This is a genomic window from Dyella dinghuensis (assembly GCF_003977615.1).
Lineage (GTDB): Bacteria > Pseudomonadota > Gammaproteobacteria > Xanthomonadales > Rhodanobacteraceae > Dyella_B > Dyella_B dinghuensis.
This window is the reverse complement of record NZ_RYZR01000005.1, coordinates 464,313-487,038: the sequence shown is the minus strand read 5'-3', so window position 1 is coordinate 487,038 and position 22,726 is coordinate 464,313. Positions and strand designations below refer to the sequence as shown.

Genomic DNA, 22,726 nt, shown 5'->3' with positions numbered 1-22,726 from the left:
GTGCTGGCAGCCATGCAATCGTTACTTTTTGATCCAGGCGTGCAAAGGATTGCCGATGAAGTCACCGGGCCGATTACGTATGAGCCTGAGGTGATCTCGCGCGAGCTGGCGGAAAAATGGTTCAACGCGATTCGTGCGCAAGCCGATTGGCGATCGGGCATGCGGATGATGTATGAGCGTATGGTGGGTGTGCCGCGCCTGCATGGTCATTACGCGGTAGAGGATCCTGCGATACCGCCAGTGCTACTCGCGGCATTGAGCGTCGTGAAGCAACACGTCGATGCGCCGTTCAACAGCATCGGGTTGAATCTTTATCGCGACGAGCACGATAGCGTGGCGCCGCATAGCGACACGCTGCATGAGTTGGTTGCGCATCAGCCCATCGTCTTGTTGTCGTTAGGTGCTACGCGCACTATGACGATACGCCGCAAGGAGCCGCCGCATTTGAAGACGGAGCTGGAGCTTGAGGCAGGGAGTTTGTTGTTGATGGGGTGGAATGCGCAGCTGCATTACGATCATGGGATACCGAAGCTTCGGTATCCCGTTGGACCGAGAATCAGCGTGGCGTTTCGCGTGCGGTCTGACATTCAAAGCGAGACTTGGGGCACGCGATGAGTTTCATCCCGTCATTCCGGCGAAGGCCGGAATCCAGTGACGAAAAGCTGCATACGTGCCCGCACTTCCATAGGCTCTCGTTACTGGATTCCGGCCTTCGCCGGAATGACGAGGTATGGAGGGCGCCGTGTAAATCGGGCGCCCGTATCCATATGATCAATTACTTCGCAGCGCGCGCCCTCAGCGCCGTCACAGCGGGCAATTCCCGGCCTTCCAGGAATTCCAGGAACGCACCACCGCCAGTGGAAATGTAGGAAACGCGATCGGCAATACCGTACTTGTCGACTGCAGCAAGCGTGTCGCCACCGCCTGCAATAGAGAACGCCTTCGAATCGGCGATGGCATGCGCGAGCACTTCCGTGCCCTTGCCGAAGGCATCGAACTCGAACACGCCGACCGGACCATTCCACACGACAGTGCCGGCCTTTGCGATCAGTTCGGCGTAACGCTTGGCCGTTTCCGGGCCGATGTCGAGGATCATCTCGCCATCCTTCACCTGATCGACCGGTTTGACCGAGGCCGGTGCGTGCGCGGAGAACTCCGGTGCAACGACCACGTCGACCGGCATCGGCACTTCGGCGCCGCGACGTTTCGCATCGGCAATCACTTTCTTGGCAGCTTGCAGAAGATCCGGTTCGTACAGCGAGTTACCGACCGAGTGACCGGCGGCTGCGATAAAGGTGTTGGCGATACCGCCACCGACGATCAGCTGATCAACCTTGCCAATCAGGTTTTCCAGCAGCATGAGCTTGGTGGAAACCTTCGAGCCCGCCACGATGGCGAGCAGTGGGTGGGCGGGATGCTCAAGCGCTTTGCCGAGCGCATCCAGCTCATTGCAAAGCAGCGGGCCTGCTGCAGCAATCGGTGCGAACTTGATCACACCATGCGTCGATGCTTGTGCACGGTGTGCGGTGCCGAATGCATCCATCACGAACACATCGCACAGCGCAGCGTATTTCTTCGAGAGCGCCTCGTCGTCTTTGCCTTCGCCGACATTCATGCGGCAGTTTTCGAGTACGACAACTTCGCCGTCGGCGACATCGACGCCGTTGAGATAGTCGGCGACCAAGCGCACCGGCTGGCCAAGATGTTCGCTGAGCCAGGTTGCCACCGGCGCGAGCGAGTCCTCTGCATCGAACTGGCCTTCCTTCGGGCGCCCGAGGTGCGACATCACCATCACCTTCGCGCCGGCATCGCGTGCGGCCTTGATGGTGGGCAGCGAGGCATCTAGGCGCTGCGTGGACGTAATGTGGCCATTCTCGATCGGCACGTTCAAGTCTTCGCGGATCAGCACGCGCTTGCCGCGCAGGTCGAGGTCGCTCATGCGGGTGACGGTCACGTGGAACTCCTGGCATAGCTGAGGAAGTCGGCCGGAAGGCCGGAACCCGTTATTTTCCCGCCCTCACCGCGTCGATGCAAACGGCGGGGTTTACACTGTCTCCATCGACCTTCCATGGAGTGGTCCTATGGCATCCGGCCTCGTCCTGTACAGCTATTGGCGCTCGAGCGCCGCGTTCCGCGTGCGCATTGCGCTGAATCTAAAGGGATTACGTTACGAAACGCGGGCAGTGCATCTGGTGCGCGATGGCGGCGAACAGCATGGTGCGGCGTACGTGGCGGTCAACCCGCAGGAGCTGGTGCCGACACTGGTGGATGGGCATGTGGTGCTGCCGCAGTCGATGGCGATCATCGAATACCTCGACGAGAAGCACCCACAGCCGCCACTTCTTCCTGCCGATGCGGCGGGGCGGGCACGCGTACGTGCGTTATCGCAGCTGATCGCTTGCGATATCCATCCCATTGGCAATCTGCGTGTGTTGCAACAAATCGGCAGTCAGTTTGGTGCGGACGATGCGCAGAAAGCGGAGTGGATGCGTCACTGGGTCGTTGCCGGATTCCAGGCGCTGGAAACCATGCTTGCCCATAGCAAGGACACCGGCCATTTCTGTCATGGCAATACGCCGACCATGGCTGATGCGTGTCTGGTGCCACAGGTGTACAACGCGCGGCGCTGGAAAGTGCCGTTGGGTGATTACCCGACGATTCTGCGCATCGATGCGGTGTGTGCGGGGCTTGATGCATTCCACGAGGCGACGCCTGAAAGGCAGCCGGATGCGCCACATAGCAGTGAGCCCTCAGCTTTCTCCCTCTCCCCTTCGGGGAGAGGGTTGGGGTGAGGGGCGCATCTTGCGATAACTCTTCTTAATTGAAGAGATGTACTCACATATCCTCACATCGAATGAGCTCCTCGCGAGTCTGACCCCTCATCCGACCCTGCGGGCCACCTTCTCCCCGAAGGGGAGAAGATAATCAGAGCAGCCTTTGGCTGCGCCTTTAAAAACCCAACCCGTACGGATCGTTGCCCGCCAGCTCCGCGTTTTCGGTGTTATTACCGCCACCTTCCGAAAGACGAATCTTGAGCGCCAACCCATCGCGCGAGTCGGCTTTGGCCAGCGCTTCTTCCAGCTCGATACGGCCAGATCTGTACAGCCGATACAGCGACTGATCGAACGTCTGCATACCTTCCTGCAGGCTGCGGTCCATGGCTTCTTTTACTTCATGGATTTGACCGCGGCGAATCATGTCGCGAATGAATGGCGTGTTGAGCAGCACTTCCACCGCGGGTAGACGGCGCCCGTCCTTGCCGGTGACAAGACGCTGGCTGATCACCGCGCGCAGGTTCAGCGCGAGGTTCATCAGCACGTTCTTGTGCGCCGATTCGGGGAAGAAGTTGAGAATGCGTTCCAGCGTCTGGTCGGCGTTGTTCGAGTGCAACGTTGCCAGACACAAGTGACCGGTTTCGGAGAACGCGATCGCCGCTTCCATCGTGTCGGTGTCGCGAATCTCACCGATCATGATGACGTCCGGCGCTTCACGCATCGCGTTGCGCAAGGCTTCGTGATACGTGTGCGTGTCCAGGCCCACTTCGCGCTGATTGACGATCGATTTCTTGTGGCGGTGCAGGTATTCGATCGGATCTTCAATCGTCAGAATGTGGCCGGGCGTATTCGTATTGCGATGATCGAGCATCGCCGCAAGCGTGGTCGACTTACCCGAACCTGTCGCGCCGACCACCAGGATCAGGCCGCGCGGTTCCATGATCAGATCGCGGAAAATCGTTGGCAGCTGCAGTTGCTCGACGCTGGGAATCTCGCTCTTGATCGCGCGGATTACCATGCCCACTTCGCCGCGCTGTTTGAAAACGTTGATACGGAAACGGCCGGCTTCTTTCACCGCCAGCGCCATGTTCAATTCCAGATCGCGCTCGAATTGCGGAACCTGGCCCTCGTCCATGAGCGAATAAGCGATCTTTTTCACCATGCCGCTGGGCAGCCCGGTGTTGCCGAGCGGGTACAACTTGCCCTCGACCTTGATGTTCACCGGGGCGCCGGTCGTCAGAAACATGTCCGACGCGCCCTTATCCACCATCAATTTGAGGAAGTAACCGATATCCACCGTAAAGACCCCAAGTTTTTACACATTGCATTCAAGGATTGTGCCCGCTCACAATACGCTGTGATCCTCGGAGAGGAATGAGTGATGGTCCACACATTTTCCCCGTTACAGAAGCGCGACAAGCGTTTCTCAGCGGTGGTACCCGTTCTAACCCTGACTTTAGCCCTAATTTTAGGCGGTTGCGCAAGCGTGCCACCGCCAGATGGCGCTATGACACAGGCACAATCGCAGATTCAGTCCGCACGCGATGCCGGTGCGCAAGACTACGATCCGGTGGATTTCGGGTTTGCGCAGGATAAATTCCAGCAGGCTCAGGTAGCGATGGCCAATGGCAAATATGCCCAGGCTTCGGACCTAGCCGATGAGTCGCGCGCGGATGCCACACTGGCCCGCACGAAGGCGCTGTTGGGGCAGGCGCGTGGTCAAATTCAGTCAAAAACGGACGCAAACCGTCAGTTGCGCGCGCAGAACGATGAAGCGCAGTCCGAGAACGATCAGCACTACCAGCAGCAGAAGACCCAGCTAGCAGCCCAGATGGCCGCCATGCAGCAGGCTGACAATGGGCAGGGTAACGACCAGGACAATGGTCAGGACAACGGTGGCAATCCCGCTTCGTCCTCGACCACGCCGGCACCGCCGACCAGCAGCGCCCCGCTTCCGCAGCAGGCGCCGATGCAGCAGGACATGCCGGCACCGTCCTCGTCGGTGCTCAACGGTGCTCCGGCACAACCGCAGCAGCAACCGGCGCAAGGCTTCCAGCCGACACCTGCTCCTGGCCAGCAAAATCAGGGAGGCCAGCCATGAATAAGCGCATGACTTCGATCATCGCCGCGATGGTGCTGGGTCTTCTTGCCAGCACCGCCGTACAGGCGAAAAAGGACGATATGGATGTCGCCCGCTTGAACGACAGCCTCAACCAGCTCGCGTCGGATCCCACGCTAGGCAGCTATGCGCAGGCCGATCAGTCGCTCGCGCGCGAAGCGGTCAATCAGCTCTCGCAGGCCAGTTCGCACGACCGTCCGCATGCGCTGTACATCGCCGAACGCCGTGTGGATCAGGCCAAGGCCGAGGCGCAGTTGCAGATGTCGCAGCGCCAGCTCAACCAGCTCGATCAGGAAAACGCGCAGCTGCAGCTTGATCGCAGTCGCATCGATGCCAACTCCGCACAGCAGCAGCTGGATATCCAGCGGATGCAGTTCCAGATCGCGCAACAGGAAACCGCACGCCTGCAGGCCCAGGGCCAGCAAGCGGCCGCGCAGGCCGCCCAGGCTCAGGCGGAAGCCGACCAGGCGCGCAAGCTGGCGGCCGCACAGGCCAAGGTGGCGCAGGCTGCCAAACGCCAGGCAGCGCTTGCCACCAAGGCCGCCCAGGCGGCCAGGGCGCTGCAGGAAAACCAGTCGCAGCCCAGCGGTAACGGCGGCAACTGATCGACTGATTCGCCCCTCGCGGTTTGAGGGGCTGCAGCACAAAGAAGGGCCGGCATTCAAAGCCGGCCCTTCTGGTTTTTGATCGGCGGATTTACGGGTTTTTGACTTCCGCCCGCGCTCTGATGCGCCTTCCCATGGGGGCCTTGTGTGCCCCCGCCGGTGGGGAGTAGGGTCGAAGTTACCGCGGACATTGTGCCTCCGCGGTTTACCGACCCGAAATTATGCGCAAACCCGCCACTTTTCCCTCACCCGTATCCTTTTTGAAGGATGTGGGGCGTGGTCATGCGCGTGTTTCGATTTTGTTCCCGGCTGTAGCAATTGTTTGCCCGCAGTCTTATCGCGAGGAGGTTGGATCATGTTTGAAAACCAGCAGCGTGACGATGTCGAAGCCTTGATGAAAGCCGACGCGGAGTTTCGTCGGCTATACCAGTACCACAGGGAACTCGACAGCAAGGTGCACGATGCCGAAATCGGCGTTTTACCCATAGACGATGTCACCCTTAGCGGCATGAAGAAAGAAAAGCTCTATGCCAAGGAACGACTGCAACGCATGTGGGACAGCCAGCACCCCGTCAACTGACCCAGCGTTTTCACATGACATGCGGCCTCGGAGCCTTCCCGCTGGGAAGCGCTGCCGGGGCCGATTCGTATCGGAATTCTCGTTTTCAAAAGGAATGGACATGCGATCGACGACGTTGCGCTATGCCCTCGCTGCAACCCTTTTCATCGCACCCGTTTCCAGTGTTTTTGCGCAACATCTCAGCCCCAATCAGGCGGTTCCTTCGGCGGGCGACATCGTGCAGACGAGAAGCACGGCCTTGTTCAACGATGTCCATGCAGGTTTGCTGGACATCGTGCTGGAGAAAACCAGTTTGTTCGATGTGCAGCGTGCTTTTGGCGGTACGCTTCAGCACGAAGGCGATGCGGGCGAAGCGACGGAATGGCTCTGTTACGCCGGCCTCGACGCGCGCGGAGAACCAACGCTGTTCTGGTTTTCATCGGGCGAAATGGGCGGTGCGGAAGAAAGCATCCTCAGTGTTGCGCAACAACCCAATCCTGGTGGCAAGTTGCCGGATGGTTGCGCGATTGCACCGCACGAATTGACCCATATCGAATTCGGCATTCCTGGCGTCGGCGCGACACTGGGCGATGTGTCATCGCATGTCGGCACCGCAAAACCCGATGCTGACGGACACTTCCATTACGCAGCGTCATATCCATCGCATTCATCGAAAGATTTCACCGTAACGCAAACACTCGTGTACACGACGAAGAAAAATGTCATAACCGGTGTCGCAATTACACAGGTCACCAGCGACTAGGGGGACGCCATGTCGGCGATCGGCGCAACACGGAGTGGCAGTGGCGTTATCTCGACAAAACGCGTGTGCTTTTTCTCTGCGTTGCTTGCAGTGCTGTTGACAGGCGGGGTGAGCAGCGCGTCGGGTCAAATCTATCAATACGGCGACTACCCGATCACGCCAATTCGTTTTTCCTCGGGCAAAACCACGGCCACGATCAACGACAGCGTCGAACGTGGCGCCAGTGCGACGTACACCTTTGTCGCCAGGGAAGGTCAGCACGCTGACATCCAACTGACAACCGAAGAAGACAACGCGTCGTTCATCTTCTACATGCCCGGCGCGACGGTTTCGAAAGACGATGGCGGTTACGACGTGAGCGGCCCCACCTTGCCCAACGCAGGGCGACACGGCCGCGCTACTCATTGGACGGGCCGGTTGCCCGTCAGCGGCAAATACACACTGACCATCCAGCCCAGCCGAGGCGGCGCAACGTATCACCTGACCGTCACCATCAAGTAGTTGTGTTTTCGTCCGGATGGACTGACGCCGGGCCAGCGCGCGCCTCGGTTATCATTCAAGGCCGGCACGAGATGAATCGTGCGTTCCACCATCGCCAGGTAATGGAGTTTTCATGACGGTCAACGCAAGCGTCCTCGAACTCATCGGGAACACCCCTATGGTGCGTGCCCAGCGCCTGGATACCGGGCCTTGCGAGCTGTTCCTGAAGCTGGAAAGCGCCAATCCGGGCGGTTCGGTCAAGGACCGTATCGGCCTGTCGATGATCGAAGGCGCCGAAAAGGCCGGCAAGATCAAGCCAGGCGCGACTCTCGTGGAAGGCACCGCGGGCAATACCGGCCTTGGTCTTGCGCTGGTCGCACAGCAGAAAGGCTATCGCCTGATTCTGGTCGTGCCCGACAAGATGAGCCGCGAGAAAATCTTCAACCTCAAGGCGATGGGCGCCGAAGTGGTGCTCACGCGTTCGGATGTCGCCAAAGGCCATCCGGAGTATTACCAGGACATGGCCGAACGTATCGCGCGCGAAACGCCCGGCGCCTACTTCATCAACCAGTTCGGCAATCCGGACAACCCGAAAGCGCACATCGAAACGACGGGACCGGAAATCCTCAAGCAGATGGATGGCAAGGTCGATGCCATCGTTGTCGGTTGTGGCTCGTCCGGCACCCTGAGCGGCTTGTCGAAGTTCTTCGCCGAAGCATCGCCGAACACGGAAATGGTGCTGGCCGATCCGGTCGGTTCCATCCTTGCGCAATACATCAACGAAGGTGTGCTCTCCACCAAATCGGGCAGCTGGATGGTGGAAGGCATCGGCGAAGATTTTCTGCCGAGCATCAGCGATTTTTCGCGCGTGAAAAAAGCTTACGCGATCTCCGACAAGGAAAGCTTTGTTGCTGCGCGCGAATTGCTGGCGAAAGAAGGTGTGCTGGGCGGTTCGTCCACCGGAACGCTGCTCGCCGCTGCGCTGAAGTACTGCCGTGAGCAGACAACGCCAAAACGCGTCGTCACGCTTGTCTGCGACACCGGCAACAAGTACCTGTCGAAGATGTACAACGACTACTGGATGCTCGACAACGGTTTCATCGACCGCGAACAACACGGCGATCTGCGCGATTTGTTGCTGCGTCCGTTTTCACGCCGTGACACCGTTGTCGTGGGACCGAACGAATTGCTGATGACCGCGTACACGCGCATGAAGCTTTACGACGTCTCGCAGCTGCCGGTGATGGACGGTAGCCGCATCGTCGGCATCCTCGACGAGTCGGATGTGCTGATGCATGTGCATGCCGAGGAAGCACGCTTCCGCGATTCCGTTGCCACCGCGATGATCAGCGATTTGCAGATGCTCGATGTGCGCTCGCCCATCCAGTCGTTGTTGCCGGTGTTTGAGCGCGGTCACGTGGCCATCGTTGTCGATGGGCAACAGTTCCTTGGCCTCATCACGCGTATCGATCTGCTGAACTATTTGCGTCGCAGGGTGCACTAAGCGCGAACCACTTGCGAAAAGAAGAGGCGGTTAGCTTTAACTTCATCACGAACCGTGCCCCCTCACCGTCATTCCGGCGAAGGCCGGAATCCAGTGGCGAAAAGCCGCATACGTGCCCACACTTCCGTAGGTTCTCGTCACTGGATTCCGGCCTTCGCCGGAATGACGGTGGGTCATAGGAAAGCCAGCCGAAACGGCATTCGTCTTAATGTGCCCGCTCATTTTGACCAGGAACTGACACGTCCATGTGTGGAATCGTCGCCGCTGCCGCCCAACGAGATGTCGCGCCTCTCCTCATCGTCGGCCTGAAGGCGCTGGAATACCGCGGTTACGATTCGGCCGGCTTGGCGGTTCTGGAAGGCGGTGAAGTCCATCGCGTACGCGCCAAGGGCAAGGTGCGCGAGATGGAAGCGCTGTACCAGGCCAACCCCTTTCCGGGCGGCACCGGCATTGCACATACGCGTTGGGCAACGCATGGCGTGCCCAACGAAGCCAACGCGCATCCGCATGTCGCGGGCCGTGTCGCACTCGTGCACAACGGCATCATCGAGAACTACGCAGCCCTGCGTGCACAGTTGCAGAAGAACGGTCACGTCTTCACCTCGGAAACCGATACCGAAGTGATCGCCGCGTTGGTCGACCATCACATTTCCAAAGGCATGCCTCTGCGCGATGCGGTGCTGGCGACCGTGCGCGGGCTGGAAGGCGCGTACGCTATTGCGGTGATCAGTCGCGACGAACCCGGCCGGGTCGTCGGTGCACGACGCGGCGCACCGTTGTTGGTCGGTGTTGGCATCGGCGAAAACTTCCTTGGCTCCGACGCACAGGCGTTGATCCAGGTCACCAACAAGATCATCTACCTCGACGAAGACGACGTTGTGGAGATCACGCGAGACAGCCTGCAGATCTACACGCTCGACGGAAAACCGGCCGAACGCACCCTGCACGAGAGCGAGCTTTCTGCCGACGCTGTCGAACGCGGCGAATATCGCCATTACATGCAGAAGGAAATCTTCGAGCAGCCGCGCGCCGTGGCGGATACGCTCGAAGCGCGCATCGGTCCGAATGGCATCCTGCCGAATATCTTTGGTGCCGGCGGCGAAGAATTGCTGGCGAAGGTGAAAGGCATCCACATCATTGCGTGTGGCACGAGCTATCACGCCGGCATGGTCGCCAAGTACTGGATCGAAGAGTACGCACGTTTGCCCGTCAGCGTTGAGGTGGCCAGCGAATACCGCTATCGCGAAGCCGTCGTGCCAGAAGGCACACTCTTCACCGCTATTTCGCAATCGGGCGAAACGGCGGATACGCTCGCCGCGATGCGCGAATCGCGGCGCCGTGGTTATATCGGCACGCTCGCTATCTGTAACGTGCCCGAGTCATCGGTGGTGCGCGAGGCCGATGTAAAGCTGATGACGCGCGCCGGTCCGGAAATCGGTGTTGCGTCGACCAAAGCCTTCACCACGCAGCTGACAGCGCTGGCGCTACTCACGCTGCATCTCGCCAAACAGCAAGGTCTGGACAGCAAGCGTTACAACGACCTTTGCAGCCAACTTCAACATTTGCCACGCGCGATCGAAGATGCGTTGAAGTTCGAGCCTGAAATCGTGGAATTGGCAGGACGTTTCATTCTTCGCCATCACGCCTTGTTCCTTGGTCGCGGTGCGCATTATCCGGTGGCGTTGGAAGGCTCGCTCAAGCTCAAGGAAATTTCGTACATCCACGCCGAGGCTTATCCAGCAGGCGAGCTCAAGCACGGTCCGCTGGCATTGGTGGATGAAGACATGCCGGTCGTCGCGGTGGCGCCGAACGGTCCTCTACTCGACAAACTCAAATCCAACCTGCAGGAAGTGCGTGCGCGCGGCGGTGAACTGATCGTCTTTGCCGATACCGCCGCACATATCGACGGCAACGCCACGCGCGGCAGCATTCTGCGCATCGATGCGGGCGGCGAATTCATTGCGCCCGCCGTCTTTACCGTGCCATTGCAGTTGCTTGCCTACCACGTCGCCGTTTTGCGAGGCACGGACGTGGATCAGCCGCGCAACCTCGCGAAGTCCGTCACGGTTGAGTAGCGCGCGAGCTTACTCGCGCGCCGCCAATGCCCGATTCACGCGCAACGCGATCAGTGTGCATGCAACGCCTGAGAGCAAGTAGACGGTGACGGCCGCCAGGCCGAAGCGTGTTGACAGGCCAAGGGCAACGAGCGGTGCAAAAGCAGCGCCGATCAGCCACGCGAAGTCGGATGTGAGCGCTGCGCCGGTATAGCGCAAGCGTGTTTCAAAGTTCGACGTCACGCTGCCCGCTGCCTGGCCGTACGAAAGGCCAAGTAGAAAGAATCCGACGATAATGAACGTGTCTTGCGCGAATTCGCTGCCACCGAGCAGCCACGGTGCAAAAAGGCTGAAGACGCCAATCAATGCGGCACACGTTCCCAGTGTGGTACGTCGACCGATGCGGTCGGCAATGATGCCCGAACTGATGATGCCCAGAATGCCCACGAACGCGCCGATGATTTGAACGATCAGCACGGAATTCACCGTCTGTGTCGTGCCGAGTACGATCCACGACAGCGGGAAAATCGTGACCAGATGGAATAACGCATAACTGGCCAGCGCCGCGAATGCGCCGATGAAGATGTTGTAACCCTGTGCACGCAGCATGCTGACGATGCCGATCGGTTCCAGGTCGCGCTCTTCCATCGCGTGTGTGTATTCCTCGGTCACGACCAGACGCAGGCGCGCGAACAGCGCCACGACGTTGATGGCAAACGCGACGAAGAACGGATACCGCCAACCCCAGTCGATGAAGTCGTCATGGGAAAGACTGGCGTGCAGGAACAGGAACAATGCGCTTGCAATCAAGAAACCGATGGGTGCGCTCAACTGGCCAAGCATCGCGTACCAGCCACGTCGCTGCGGCGGCGTGTTGAGTGCGAGCAAGGATGGCAGGCCATCCCATGATCCACCTAACGCAACACCTTGCAGTAATCGGAAAAATGCCAGCAATGCGATGGCCCAGTTGCCGATCACCGTGTAGCTTGGCAAGAACGCCATGCCCGCTGTCGCGCTGCCAAGCAGGAACAATGCAATCGTGAGCTTGGTGCCGCGGCTCCAACGCCGCTGCAGCGTCATGAAGATGGTCGTGCCGATCGGACGCGCGACAAACGCGAGCGAGAAAATCACGAACGACCAGAGAATGCCGTCGAGCAGGCTTTCGAACGGGAAAAACACCGAAGGAAAAACCAGTACGCAAGCGATACCGAATACAAAGAAGTCGAAGTATTCGGACGTCCGTCCAATCACCACGCCAATAGCGATTTCGCCTGGCGCGACTTTCGCGTGGACTTGCAGTCGACCGATATGGGCGGCCGAACTGTTCGAGGGATCACCATGTTCCTGAAACGTACTTGACATCGTCGTTACTCGGATATGGGGAGAATTGGCGCCTACAGCATGGCACCGTCTTCGCGCCAAGGCTAGGGATGAGCGTTCAATTTCTTGCAGCGTGTATGAAGCCGTCAGGGCTCGCTGCCGTCAACCCCAGTTTGGGTGATGGTACATCCGGGAGTAATAAGTAGTCTTTCCAGCATCACCTTGTCACAACGTTTCGATTGACTAGGATAGTTCGCATTGTTCCAGGGCGTTGCCTGGGGCATTTACAGCGCAAATGTTTGTACGGAGCTGCACAGAATTGAACAAAACGTCCGTACGATTTGCTTGTGACCCGCGGATCGGCGTACCTTTTCGGTGCAGCACACCTTTCCCCCTTTCTAGAAGTCGCCGGTTACGTCCATGAAGGCTCTCCGAAGACTGCTACTGCCTTGCGTTGCCCTGCTATCGGGGTGCCATACCGTACTCATGTCGCCGTCGGGCGATCTGGCGGTACAGCAACGCGATCTGATCATCGATGCCTTGATTCTTATGCTGCTGATCGTGGTGCCCGTGATCATCATGGCGCTCGCGTTCGCATGGCATTACCGTTCATCGAACAAGAAGGCCGAATACGAGCCCGATTGGGATCATTCCACGATGCTGGAGCTGCTGATCTGGTCGGCGCCGCTGCTCATCATCATTGCGCTCGGTGCGCTGACGTGGGTCAGTGCGCACAAGCTCGATCCTTTCCGGCCGCTGGACCGCATCGCCGAGGGCAAGCCCATGCCTGCGGATGTGAAGCCACTTGTCGTCGATGTGGTCGCACTCGACTGGAAATGGCTGTTTATCTACCCCGAACAAGGCATTGCCACCGTGAATGAGGTGGCAGCGCCGGTCGACCGGCCGATTCAGTTCAAGATAACTGCTACGTCAGTGATGAACTCGTTCTTTATCCCGTCGCTAGCCGGTCAGATCTACGCCATGCCAGGCATGGAAACCCAGCTGCAGGCTGTGATCAACAAGCCCGGCGATTACGAGGGCTTCTCCGCCAACTTCAGCGGCGACGGTTTCTCGCATATGCGTTTCACTTTTCACGGCATGAGCGACAGCGATTTCGCGCAATGGGTCCAGCAGGCGAAATCGAACGGCAGCGCGCTGAGTCGTGAAGCTTATGTGAAGCTCGAGGCGCCCAGCGAAAACGTTCCAGTGAGTTACTACGCGTCGGTCGCGCCCGGTCTGTATCAGGACATTCTCACCCACTGCGTGCACAACGATGAGACGTGCACGCGGAACATGAAATCGTCGGCGGAAAGCGGTGCGATGAATGCTCGCAAAGATTCCAGTGGCATGGCCGAAATGGCTGCTTCTCACCCCTAATGCGAATACGGAACGGTGCTCATGATGTCTAACCATCCCGACCTCGCCAAACTGATCTTCGGTCGCTTGACGATCGATCAGCTTCCGCTGAAAGAACCGATTGTGGTGGGAACGTTTGCGGTGGTGGCACTGGGTGCGATCGCACTGCTCGGTGTGATCACGTACTACCGCCTGTGGGGTTATCTCTGGCGCGAATGGTTTACCAGTATCGATCACAAGAAAATCGGTGTGATGTACATCATTCTCGGTCTGGTGATGCTACTGCGCGGCTTCTCCGACGCGGTGATGATGCGTGCACAGCAAGCGATAGCCTTCGGTCATAACGCCGGTTATCTGCCACCGGATCATTACGACCAGATTTTTACGGCGCACGGCGTGATCATGATTTTCTTCGTCGCCATGCCGCTGGTCACCGGCGTGATGAATTTCGTGATGCCTTTGCAGATCGGCGCGCGTGACGTCGCGTTTCCGTTCCTCAATAACTTCAGTTTCTGGATGACGGTCTCCGGTGCGGTGCTGGTGATGATCTCGCTGTTCGTCGGCGAATTTGCGCGCACCGGTTGGCTGGCTTATCCGCCGCTTTCCGACATCGTTTCAAGTCCTGACGCGGGCGTGGATTACTTCATCTGGTCCTTGCAGATAGCAGGTGTCGGAACGCTGTTATCGGGCGTAAATCTGCTTACGACCATCATCAAGATGCGCGCGCCTGGCATGACGCTGATGCGCATGCCGATCTTCACGTGGACCGCGCTGTGCACGAATATCCTGATCGTGGCGGCCTTCCCGGTACTCACTGCTGTTCTCGCGATGCTTGCGCTTGATCGCTACGCGGGCACCAATTTCTTCGATACGGTGCTTGGCGGCAACGCCATGATGTATGTGAATCTGATCTGGATCTGGGGACACCCCGAGGTGTACATCCTGATCCTTCCTGCATTCGGCATTTTCTCGGAAGTCACAGCGACCTTCTGTCGCAAGCGTTTGTTCGGCTATGCGTCGATGGTGTACGCGACCGTGGTGATCACCGTGCTCGCGTACCTGGTCTGGCTACACCACTTCTTCACGATGGGATCGGGCGCGAGCGTCAATTCGTTCTTCGGCATCACCACGATGATCATCTCGATTCCAACGGGTGCGAAGATCTTCAACTGGTTGTTCACCATGTATCGCGGGCGTATCGAATTCGAAGTGCCAATGCTGTGGACGGTCGGATTCATCGTCACCTTCGCCATCGGCGGCATGACGGGTGTCTTGCTGGCCGTGCCGCCCGCTGACTTCTCGCTGCATAACAGCCTTTTCCTCGTGGCGCATTTCCATAACGTCATTATCGGCGGTGTGCTGTTCGGCTTGTTCGCGGGCATCAATTACTGGTTTCCGAAGGCCTTTGGTTTTCGTCTTGATCCGTTCTGGGGCAAGTGTTCGTTCTGGTTCTGGCTGATTGGTTTTTACTTCGCCTTCATGCCGCTATATGTGCTGGGCCTGATGGGCGTCACGCGCAGACTCAATCACTTTGACGATCCGTCGTTGCAGATCTGGTTTGAAATCGCAGCGTTTGGCGCGTTCCTGATTCTGCTCGGCATCGTCAGCATGTTGATCCAGTTTGCGGTGAGCTTCATGCGTCGCGAAAAATTGCGCGATGTCACGGGCGATCCCTGGGGTGGACGCACGCTGGAGTGGTCTACGTCGTCGCCGCCACCCAAATACAATTTCGCCTTCACGCCGCAGATTCATGACGCGGATGCGTGGTGGCAGATGAAGCAGCATCATTATCAGCGGCCGCTGCAAGGCTTCACGCCGATCCACATGCCCAAGAACACCGGCGCGGGAATCATCCTTGCGGGGCTCGCGACGGTTTTCGGCTTCGCGATGATCTGGTACATGTGGCCGCTCGCGATCATCTCGTTTGTCGCGTTGTTGGCGACTGGCATCGGGCACACGTTCAACTATCACCGCGATTACTACATCCCGGCCGACGAAGTCGCCCGCGTCGAAGCATCACGCACGGAGCTCCTGGCCAGCCATGTCTGATATGTCGACCACCATGACTGCGGATAACGGCGCGTCGCAGACGCTGGATTTCCACGCGAGCGGCGACTATCACGCGCCCAACGGCACGCTGCTCGGGTTCTGGATCTACCTGATGAGCGACTGCCTCATCTTCGCGTGCCTGTTCGCCACGTTCGGTGTGCTGGGGCGCGAATATGCGGGAGGGCCAACAGCAGCCCAGGTGCTGGAGTTGCCGATCGTCGCGCTCAACACGACGTTGCTGTTGTTCTCCTCGATCACCTACGGTTTTGCGGTGCTTGAGATGAGGGCGAACCGGCAGGGCCTGATGATGATGTGGCTCGCCATCACTGGGCTCCTCGGCGCGGGCTTTATCGGGCTGGAGCTGACGGAGTTCGCGCACCTCATCTCGATCGGTGCCGGTCCGCAACGCAGTGCCTTCCTGTCCTCGTTCTTCACCCTGGTCGGCACGCACGGATTGCACGTGACGTGCGGCTTGATCTGGCTGGTTACCCTGATGGTGCAGGTGAGCAAGAAAGGCCTTATTCCCGCGAACAAACGCCGGTTGATGTGCCTGTCTATGTTCTGGCACTTCCTGGATCTGATCTGGGTGGGCGTTTTCAGCTTCGTCTATCTGATGGGAGTGTTGCCATGAGTGCGCCCACCGACTCGCCGCACGATCATCATGACGAACACGACACCGAACACGATGGCGTGGAAGCGATTCACGTCACGCTGAAAGGTTACATGACGGGTTTTGGGCTGGCGGCGATTCTCACCTTCATTCCGTTTTTTCTGGTGATGAGCGGTGCGTTTGCAAAATCGGGGCCGGCCGATGCGCTGATACTTCTTCTTGCAGGCATTCAGATCGTGGTGCACATGATCTACTTCCTGCATATGAGCACGAAGTCCGAAGGCGGCTGGAACATGCTGGCGTTCGTGTTTACGGTGGTGCTGGTGGTGATCACGCTGAGCGGTTCGATCTGGATCATGTATCACCTCAACGACAACATGATGCCCTGGACCATGCAGAACGCACGAAACGAGCCGTGACAGGCGGCAACATGTCGCGCTAAAACCGCCGGCAGGGACATCGCATGCGGCTCATGCGATCATTGCTGTATGCCTCAACAAACTGTTCCCGCCGAAGATGTCGTGCGTGGCCCGCGTGGTCCGTTTGCTTTGACGTTGCTTGCCATGTTCGGTCTGGCACTTTTTACCGGTTTTATTTTGCTGGGCAATTGGCAGGTCCGACGGCTTGCGTGGAAGCGTGAGCTGATCGCGCATGTAAATCAGCGCGTGCACGCACCACCCGTTGCCGCGCCAGGTTCGAATCAATGGGCCAGCGTGAATGCCGAAGACGACGAATACAGGCACGTCAGCCTCTCCGGCACGCTTCTGAACGATCGTCAGACGCTGGTGTGGACGGCCACGGATGAAGGCAGCGGTTTCTGGGTCGTCACGCCGTTGCGCATGGCCGATGGCTCCATCGTCCTGATCAATCGCGGTTTCGCTCCGGCTGATTGGTGCGGCCGCGATGGGCATTGCGCAGTGGGGCCAAGCGACGAGGTGACGATCACCGGTTTACTGCGCATGAGCGAGCCGTCCGCATTCATGCGCCATAACGATCCGGCGAAAAACAGTTGGTACACCCGCGATGTTCCCGCTATCGCTACGGCGCGCGGATTGAAGGATGTCGCACCGTATTTCGTCGATGCCGATGCGACACCACACGATGCCGATCATCCGTCCTGGCCCGAAGGCGGCCTGACCGTCATCAACTTCCCGAATAATCATCTCAGCTATTTGATCACCTGGTACCTGCTGGCGCTGATGGTGCTGGCAGGGAGCGTTTATGTCGGTTACGGGGAATACCGGCTTCGCCACCCCCAAACCCTGTAATTTCCGGTCCTTTCCCCGCATTTCAAAATCCGCGCCCTGAAACGTCTTAGGAGGACTGCAACGGTTTCCCGAGACGATGGCCTTGAACAAGCACAACCAACCACCCGCCGGAGTTCTGGGTGTCGGCATCGAAGCTTTTCTTCCCCCTGGTGCTTCCGCGCCCGAATCGCAGCGCGGCGGCCAGACGAAGCTTCTCGTCGAGGATTATTGCGCCGCCATGGCGAGTGCCACGGATCGGGCGCATTCGGGCACGTTCGTGAACCTGCTGCACTCGATGCGTCATCGCAAGGATTGGAGCGGCGCCTGGTACAAGCGTGTGGTGACAGGCCTGAAGTATGTCGTGCGCATGGCGTGCATGCCGTTTCGTCAGGCGCAGTTTCTCGCTTTTATCCAGGCGACTCCGCAGATGCGCGCTTACCGTCGCCGCGATCCGCGTTTGCTGGAACGTCACATGCATCGTTATGTGAACGTGCAATGGCATCGCCGAGAGCGCATCGATAGCATCTCGCAGCACTATCGCTTCACCTTGTCGCAATTCCCGCGCGAGTTGTTTGACGCGATTTACGCCAAAGGCCACGCAAGTTTGGGAATGTTGGTCGCCAAGGATGGCTCCTTGCTGGGTGTGTGCCTGCGCCCGCCGATCTTCAAGGGTTGCGAGGGTGAACTGTGCCTGCAGCTCAACGATGTTCATGGTCATCCGCTCTATCGGATCGTGTTCTCCATCGTTGGCGAGCGGCCACGCATCGTCATTGGGTGCCTGCAAGGTCCACATGGTGAAAACGCCAAAGACGTTGTGCGCACGCTGACGCGCAATTTGCACGGCATGCGCCCGAAGCAGCTGATGCTGTCGCTGGTGTATGCCTTTGCGCGCCACTACGGCATCAAGGAGATCGACGCGATCAGCAACGATGCGCATCCGCTGCGCCGGGCCGGCCGCCCGCTCCATGCCGATTACGACGCCTTCTGGGAAGAGCAGCACGGACGCGTGATGCATGGCGGCTGGTATGCGCTGCCACGGTCCATGCCACACAAGTCGGAGGCCGAGGTACCCAGCAATCATCGTTCCGCTTTCCGCCGCCGCGAGGCGCTTCGTCTGCAGGCCGAAAACCTGGTGACGGAGGCCCTGGGGCAACCCGTGCCACGGGCGATCGCCTTGGTAAAGGAGCAGCCTGCGGCCAACCAACCGTTACATAACTTCCTTCCGGAATCATCTTGGGTAAGCTGAGTGCCTTGGCCTTCGAAGGTATGACGACCGTGACGCTGTCGGAGCACGTGGAAGAGATCGAAAAACTGTTCCGCGAGCATAACCGTGCGCTGATCGCGTTCCTTCAGTGCCGGCTGAATTCGCATTCCGACGCGCAGGAAGTCGCGCAGGATGCCTATCTGCGCATGCTTACGCTGGACAACCGCGAGGACGTGGAATCGCTGCGCAGTTATCTGTTCCGGATCGCAGGCAACCTCGCCATCGATCGTTTGCGCAAACGAAAAGTACGCGGTGATTTTGTGGCTGGACAATCGCAGGACGAACCGATGGCCGAGGAGTCGCCGGTTCATCATGCGATAGCGGTGGAACAGGTTGCCGGTCTTCGCAAAGCATTGAGTGAGTTGCCGCCCAAGACGAGTCAGGCATTCGTATTGCACGTTATCGAGGGGCGCGACTTTGGATCTGTCGCGCAGACTATGAATCTGAGTGAGCGCATGGTGCGCTATCACGTCACCAACGCCTTGGCGCATTGCCGCGCGATGGTCGACGAACAGGAGATGCCGTAATGGCCAAGAGCAAGCAAGACCCTATCTTGCATGCCGCCGCCGATTGGTGGGTGCGATTACGTGCGCCCGATGCCGAAGGCGAAACGATCGAACAGTGGCTTGCATGGACCGGCGAAGACCGACGCCATCTGGAAGCGTTCGAGCGCGTGAACCAGTTGGCCAGTCAGCTCGGTTCGCTGGATAGCGTGACGCGGCAGGGCTTGATCAAAGCATTTGGCCGTACGGTTGCGCCACAGCGTCGATGGATGCCGCTTGCAGCGGCGGCCTCGTTTGTCGCCGTCGTGTTGGGTGGTGCGTATATCACATGGATCTCGCTCAACCGCGTCAACATCGAGGTCTACAACAGCGCGGTCGCGCAAAACCGCGACTTTACTTTGCCGGATGGCACGCAAGTCGCCTTGGGTGCGGCATCGACCATGACGACACACTTCAGTCGCGGGCAGCGTCAGATTGATTTGACCAGCGGTGAAGCCTTCTTCACGGTGGTGCACGACAATAGCCGTCCATTTGTCGTGGGCGCGGGTGACATCTCTGTTCGCGATATCGGGACGGCTTTCGACGTGCGCCGCACGGGTGATCGCGTGACGATTGCTGTCACGCAGGGTCGCGTGCAGGTTTCCAACATCAGCCAGAAACCCGGTGCGAGCCAGGGCGGTACGCTGGAAGTGACGGCAGGCCAGCTGGTGTCCTATGACCCCAATACGTCGGCGATGAGCATGGGCAGCATGACGGCCGAACAGGCGACGGGCTGGCAGGACCATCGGCTGGAATTTGTCGACGAACCGTTGAGCGTGGTCATCGCGAACTTGAATCGCTACAGCCGGCAACCCGTGCAGATCGCCGATACGGATCTGGACACGCTCACCTACACCGGCCTGATTCGTACGGATGCCATCGACAGCTGGCTCGATGCGCTGCCAAAGCTGTATCCGTTGCGCGTCGATACGCATGGAAATCAGGTCATCCTGTCCGACGAGCATCCCGCTGCGCATCGTTGATATGCCATAGCGATATGCGGCATCTCGCCGCGCGTGAAAACTTGCGCGCGGCATGTCAGACTCAAGACATCGTCAAAGATTTGTGTATGTCATGAGCCGGTTTGCCTGGCTGCCGGCTTACGGCTGCCTGACAATGTTGCTTGCCTCGATGAGCGCCCTCGCTGCACCGCCTGCCGCGGCTGTGCAGCCTGTTGGTGTGCGCTTTTTGATACCTGCGCAATCGCTCTCCACGGCCTTGATCGCCTTTGGTAAACAAGCCGATATGCAGGTGCTCACGGCCGGTGAAACCGTGGCTGGCATGCGTTCGCAAACGGTGTCGGGTACGTTGGATGTGCGAGCGGCATTGACGCAATTGTTGAAAGGTACCGACCTGACGTTTGATTTTGTGGATGCACGCACGGTGGTCATCAAGCCGACGATGACCGTGTCTGCAAAAGCGACAGACGCAACGTCCAGGTCGGCCAACGGATCAACAGCGGCGACATTGCTTCCTCCCGTTCAAGCTATCGGTGTCATCAACAAAGATGTGAGCTACATGGGCGATGTGATTAGCGGCCCCGCGCGCACGCTTTCCGATCCGCTCGACATAGCGCAATCCGTGGGAATCGTCACGCAAGGGCTGCTTCAATCGCAGCAATTGCAAACCGTTGCCGATGCCGTACAGAACGTCTCAGGCGTGTTGTATTACGACACCTCAAATGGGCTGCCCACTTTCGATGTGCGCGGTTTCGTGACAGGCAACGGTATGACCGACGGTTTGCCGAATAGCGTTTCTGGTGTCGGTGAATTCCCGCCATTGATAGGCGTGGAGCGAGTCGAGGTGCTCAAAGGGCCGCAGCAAATTCTTGGCGATGACAATGACAGCAACGATTTCGGTGGCTTGGTCAACGTCGTGCTTAAAAAGCCGCAGGCTGATCCGATCCATGTGCTGACATTTTCCATCGGCCAGGATGGCCAAAAGCAACTTGGTCTTGATCTGGCTGGAGCATTGAATAACAGCAAGACATGGAGCTATCGCCTGATCCTCAATGGCGATGTTGCCGATCACACGCCGCAAGGGATGCGTGGGCAGCGCGAGCGTTACGTTGCGCCATCAATCGGATGGGCGACGGCAAACACCACCTTTGTCGCTGGTTTTTCCTTGATGATGGATCGCTTGCCGATCCCGGATCATGTGCTGCTGTTTAACGGCAGCGTCTCCTCGGCGTCGCCGCCAGGTATTCTTCTGGACAATCCAGGTGATCACAACGAGATCAATTCGCGGCGCCTGTATTACTTGTACGAGCATCGCTTCAACGATGTCTGGACATTTCGCAGCCGTGCACAATATGTCCGCGAATCGTCCAACGAGCAGGATTGGCAGTTGTATGGCACCGAACCGAACGGCGACACAACGGCAATAGCCGAGGACTATTGGTACAAGGACGCCTATTACGCCCTGCAGAATGATGTTGTCGGAGCCTTTGGACACGGATGGATGCAGCATACCGTGACGCTTGGCTACGACTATTCGCGTGTACAGGTAGGCGGTATTACGGATGTGTTGAGCAATAGCATCCCGTACAACATTTTTACTGGCGGTGCGCTACCGCCACCTGCGTCGGTACTTTCACCCGGCGACTATGCACTGGGTTATCAGTCGGGCTATCCATGGACGACACAGAGTGGCTTCTTCATTCAAGATCAAGTCTCGCTGGGAACGCAGTGGCAACTTTTATTGGCGTGGCGGCGGTCGGTCTATGAGTTGCAAACGGAGTACCCGGATGGTGCGCCGTGGAATCAGGAGAAGGTACAGTGGGTGCCAAGCTTCGGTCTCGTATACAGAATCAAGCCGAACATCTCGCTTTACGCAAGTACATCCAATGGTTTTGCGCCCAATACCTATCTCGGCAAGGATGGGCGGCCGCTACCTGTCATTTTGTCGCGTCAAATAGAAGTGGGAAGCAAGTTCGATTTATTCGATAACCGTGCACGTCTCACCGTTGCTGCGTATCGCATCATGCTTGATCACAGTTACGACATCCTAGCGTTCGAACCGTTTTATGTAATGCCTGGGCCCGGTCAGACTGACAAAGGCGTCGAGGTTGAATTCAACGGACAGGTGACGCGCGGCTTGGAAATCAGTTCGAGCTACACCAATGCATTGATCCAGAATCATGACGGAACGCCTGCGAGTGCAGCTCCGCGACAGCTTTTCAGCGTGTGGGGTAGCTATTCCTTTCAGAATGCCCCACTCCAAGGGTGGGGAGTGGCAGCCGGTGTATTGGCGCGCAGTCGCAGCCTTGGAGAGACCGTGGATTACCTCAACTACATTCAGATCCCTGGCCAAGCCAGCGTTGCGGCGAATGTGTCTTATCGCACGCAACGCTGGAGTGTGACATTGGGCGTGAAGAATCTTTTTGATCGTAATCTCTACGGCACGTATTTCAATGAAACGTTTGTGCCGCTACACAATCGACGCACCTATTTGTTGAGTGGTGCGTGGGCATTCTGACGC

Annotated in this window: 21 protein-coding genes; 18 read left to right on the top strand and 3 right to left on the bottom strand. The window is 58.4% G+C overall.

The annotated features are described in order from the left end of the window. The first annotated feature begins 12 nt into the window (after positions 1-12). Positions 13-615, top strand: coding sequence for an alpha-ketoglutarate-dependent dioxygenase AlkB (locus tag EKH79_RS09780; RefSeq protein ID WP_126673596.1), 603 nt, complete (start codon positions 13-15; stop codon positions 613-615). Positions 616-775: 160 nt separating this feature from the next. Here EKH79_RS09780 and EKH79_RS09775 read toward each other — a convergent pair whose 3' ends face one another. Next, entirely contained in the window at positions 776-1,939 is a 1,164-nt protein-coding gene (locus tag EKH79_RS09775) for a phosphoglycerate kinase (protein ID WP_425478495.1), read from the bottom strand. Between the two features lie 142 nt (positions 1,940-2,081). Here EKH79_RS09775 and maiA point away from each other — a divergent pair, with 142 nt between their 5' ends. Next, on the top strand, positions 2,082-2,792 hold the full coding sequence (gene maiA / locus EKH79_RS09770; protein ID WP_126673594.1) for a maleylacetoacetate isomerase: 711 nt from the start codon (positions 2,082-2,084) through the stop codon (positions 2,790-2,792). A 157-nt stretch (positions 2,793-2,949) separates the two neighbouring features. Here the strand turns inward: maiA and EKH79_RS09765 are convergent, their stop codons facing one another. Further along, positions 2,950-4,071, bottom strand: a complete 1,122-nt coding sequence (locus EKH79_RS09765) for a PilT/PilU family type 4a pilus ATPase (protein ID WP_126673593.1) — start codon at positions 4,069-4,071, stop codon at positions 2,950-2,952. A gap of 210 nt (positions 4,072-4,281) precedes the next feature. On the opposite strand from EKH79_RS09765, the gene EKH79_RS09760 reads away from it, so the two are divergent. The 7 genes from EKH79_RS09760 to glmS all read left to right on the top strand — a co-directional run bounded on the left by EKH79_RS09760 (position 4,282) and on the right by glmS (position 10,879). Continuing rightward, a complete protein-coding gene (locus tag EKH79_RS09760) occupies positions 4,282-4,875 on the top strand; it encodes a DUF4398 domain-containing protein (protein ID WP_233590260.1) in 594 nt (197 codons plus the stop codon). After that, positions 4,872-5,498 (top strand): hypothetical protein, encoded by a 627-nt coding sequence (locus EKH79_RS09755; protein ID WP_126673591.1) that lies wholly within the window; start codon positions 4,872-4,874, stop codon positions 5,496-5,498. The genes EKH79_RS09760 and EKH79_RS09755 overlap by 4 nt, the downstream gene beginning before the upstream one ends. A gap of 355 nt (positions 5,499-5,853) precedes the next feature. Continuing rightward, a complete protein-coding gene (locus tag EKH79_RS09750) occupies positions 5,854-6,078 on the top strand; it encodes an HP1242/YdcH family protein (protein WP_126673590.1) in 225 nt (74 codons plus the stop codon). A gap of 100 nt (positions 6,079-6,178) precedes the next feature. Then, the gene (locus tag EKH79_RS09745) at positions 6,179-6,820 is read left to right on the top strand and encodes a hypothetical protein (RefSeq protein WP_126673589.1); all 642 of its coding nucleotides are present in this window, start codon (positions 6,179-6,181) and stop codon (positions 6,818-6,820) included. Positions 6,821-6,829: 9 nt separating this feature from the next. Then, entirely contained in the window at positions 6,830-7,321 is a 492-nt protein-coding gene (locus EKH79_RS09740) for a hypothetical protein (RefSeq protein ID WP_126673588.1), read from the top strand. A gap of 112 nt (positions 7,322-7,433) precedes the next feature. Next, positions 7,434-8,804, top strand: a complete 1,371-nt coding sequence (locus EKH79_RS09735; RefSeq protein ID WP_126673587.1) for a pyridoxal-phosphate dependent enzyme — start codon at positions 7,434-7,436, stop codon at positions 8,802-8,804. Between the two features lie 245 nt (positions 8,805-9,049). Next, positions 9,050-10,879, top strand: coding sequence for a glutamine--fructose-6-phosphate transaminase (isomerizing) (gene glmS, locus EKH79_RS09730; RefSeq protein WP_126673586.1), 1,830 nt, complete (start codon positions 9,050-9,052; stop codon positions 10,877-10,879). A gap of 9 nt (positions 10,880-10,888) precedes the next feature. Here glmS and EKH79_RS09725 read toward each other — a convergent pair whose 3' ends face one another. After that, positions 10,889-12,220, bottom strand: a complete 1,332-nt coding sequence (locus tag EKH79_RS09725; protein ID WP_126673585.1) for an MFS transporter — start codon at positions 12,218-12,220, stop codon at positions 10,889-10,891. Positions 12,221-12,664: 444 nt separating this feature from the next. Between EKH79_RS09725 and cyoA the strand changes: the two genes are divergently transcribed. The 9 genes from cyoA (at position 12,665) to EKH79_RS09680 (ending at position 22,723) form a co-directional block, all read left to right on the top strand. Then, positions 12,665-13,555 (top strand): ubiquinol oxidase subunit II, encoded by an 891-nt coding sequence (gene cyoA / locus EKH79_RS09720; RefSeq protein WP_233590259.1) that lies wholly within the window; start codon positions 12,665-12,667, stop codon positions 13,553-13,555. 54 nt (positions 13,556-13,609) lie between these two features. After that, entirely contained in the window at positions 13,610-15,583 is a 1,974-nt protein-coding gene (cyoB, locus tag EKH79_RS09715; protein WP_199754250.1) for a cytochrome o ubiquinol oxidase subunit I, read from the top strand. Next, positions 15,576-16,214, top strand: a complete 639-nt coding sequence (gene cyoC / locus EKH79_RS09710; protein ID WP_425478486.1) for a cytochrome o ubiquinol oxidase subunit III — start codon at positions 15,576-15,578, stop codon at positions 16,212-16,214. Before cyoB ends, cyoC begins: the two co-directional genes overlap by 8 nt. After that, entirely contained in the window at positions 16,211-16,612 is a 402-nt protein-coding gene (cyoD, locus tag EKH79_RS09705; protein WP_126673583.1) for a cytochrome o ubiquinol oxidase subunit IV, read from the top strand. Before cyoC ends, cyoD begins: the two co-directional genes overlap by 4 nt. A 69-nt stretch (positions 16,613-16,681) precedes the next feature. Next, positions 16,682-17,461 carry an SURF1 family protein gene (locus EKH79_RS09700; protein ID WP_126673582.1) on the top strand — a complete coding sequence of 260 codons (780 nt, stop codon included), beginning with the start codon at positions 16,682-16,684 and terminating at the stop codon, positions 17,459-17,461. 82 nt (positions 17,462-17,543) lie between these two features. Then, entirely contained in the window at positions 17,544-18,686 is a 1,143-nt protein-coding gene (locus EKH79_RS09695) for a VirK/YbjX family protein (protein WP_158621223.1), read from the top strand. Beyond that, the gene (locus tag EKH79_RS09690) at positions 18,674-19,231 is read left to right on the top strand and encodes an RNA polymerase sigma factor (RefSeq protein ID WP_233590258.1); all 558 of its coding nucleotides are present in this window, start codon (positions 18,674-18,676) and stop codon (positions 19,229-19,231) included. Before EKH79_RS09695 ends, EKH79_RS09690 begins: the two co-directional genes overlap by 13 nt. Beyond that, positions 19,231-20,229, top strand: coding sequence for a FecR family protein (locus tag EKH79_RS09685; RefSeq protein WP_126673580.1), 999 nt, complete (start codon positions 19,231-19,233; stop codon positions 20,227-20,229). The genes EKH79_RS09690 and EKH79_RS09685 overlap by 1 nt, the downstream gene beginning before the upstream one ends. 91 nt (positions 20,230-20,320) lie before the next feature. Continuing rightward, positions 20,321-22,723, top strand: coding sequence for a TonB-dependent siderophore receptor (locus EKH79_RS09680; RefSeq protein WP_158621222.1), 2,403 nt, complete (start codon positions 20,321-20,323; stop codon positions 22,721-22,723). Positions 22,724-22,726: the final 3 nt, after the last annotated feature.

What these genes read in the sequence shown, in the direction of transcription:
- EKH79_RS09680 (WP_158621222.1), top strand. Translation starts at nt 20,321, where the DNA reads ATGAGCCGGTTTGCCTGGCTGCCGGCTTACGGCTGCCTGACAATGTTG.
- EKH79_RS09700 (WP_126673582.1), top strand. Translation starts at nt 16,682, where the DNA reads ATGCCTCAACAAACTGTTCCCGCCGAAGATGTCGTGCGTGGCCCGCGT.
- cyoD (WP_126673583.1), top strand. Translation starts at nt 16,211, where the DNA reads ATGAGTGCGCCCACCGACTCGCCGCACGATCATCATGACGAACACGAC.
- EKH79_RS09755 (WP_126673591.1), top strand. Translation starts at nt 4,872, where the DNA reads ATGAATAAGCGCATGACTTCGATCATCGCCGCGATGGTGCTGGGTCTT.
- EKH79_RS09750 (WP_126673590.1), top strand. Translation starts at nt 5,854, where the DNA reads ATGTTTGAAAACCAGCAGCGTGACGATGTCGAAGCCTTGATGAAAGCC.
- EKH79_RS09725 (WP_126673585.1), bottom strand. Translation starts at nt 12,220, where the DNA reads ATGTCAAGTACGTTTCAGGAACATGGTGATCCCTCGAACAGTTCGGCC.
- EKH79_RS09775 (WP_425478495.1), bottom strand. Translation starts at nt 1,939, where the DNA reads ATGAGCGACCTCGACCTGCGCGGCAAGCGCGTGCTGATCCGCGAAGAC.
- glmS (WP_126673586.1), top strand. Translation starts at nt 9,050, where the DNA reads ATGTGTGGAATCGTCGCCGCTGCCGCCCAACGAGATGTCGCGCCTCTC.
- cyoC (WP_425478486.1), top strand. Translation starts at nt 15,576, where the DNA reads ATGTCTGATATGTCGACCACCATGACTGCGGATAACGGCGCGTCGCAG.
- EKH79_RS09740 (WP_126673588.1), top strand. Translation starts at nt 6,830, where the DNA reads ATGTCGGCGATCGGCGCAACACGGAGTGGCAGTGGCGTTATCTCGACA.
- maiA (WP_126673594.1), top strand. Translation starts at nt 2,082, where the DNA reads ATGGCATCCGGCCTCGTCCTGTACAGCTATTGGCGCTCGAGCGCCGCG.
- EKH79_RS09735 (WP_126673587.1), top strand. Translation starts at nt 7,434, where the DNA reads ATGACGGTCAACGCAAGCGTCCTCGAACTCATCGGGAACACCCCTATG.
- EKH79_RS09685 (WP_126673580.1), top strand. Translation starts at nt 19,231, where the DNA reads ATGGCCAAGAGCAAGCAAGACCCTATCTTGCATGCCGCCGCCGATTGG.
- cyoA (WP_233590259.1), top strand. Translation starts at nt 12,665, where the DNA reads ATGTCGCCGTCGGGCGATCTGGCGGTACAGCAACGCGATCTGATCATC.
- EKH79_RS09760 (WP_233590260.1), top strand. Translation starts at nt 4,282, where the DNA reads ATGACACAGGCACAATCGCAGATTCAGTCCGCACGCGATGCCGGTGCG.
- EKH79_RS09745 (WP_126673589.1), top strand. Translation starts at nt 6,179, where the DNA reads ATGCGATCGACGACGTTGCGCTATGCCCTCGCTGCAACCCTTTTCATC.
- EKH79_RS09780 (WP_126673596.1), top strand. Translation starts at nt 13, where the DNA reads ATGCAATCGTTACTTTTTGATCCAGGCGTGCAAAGGATTGCCGATGAA.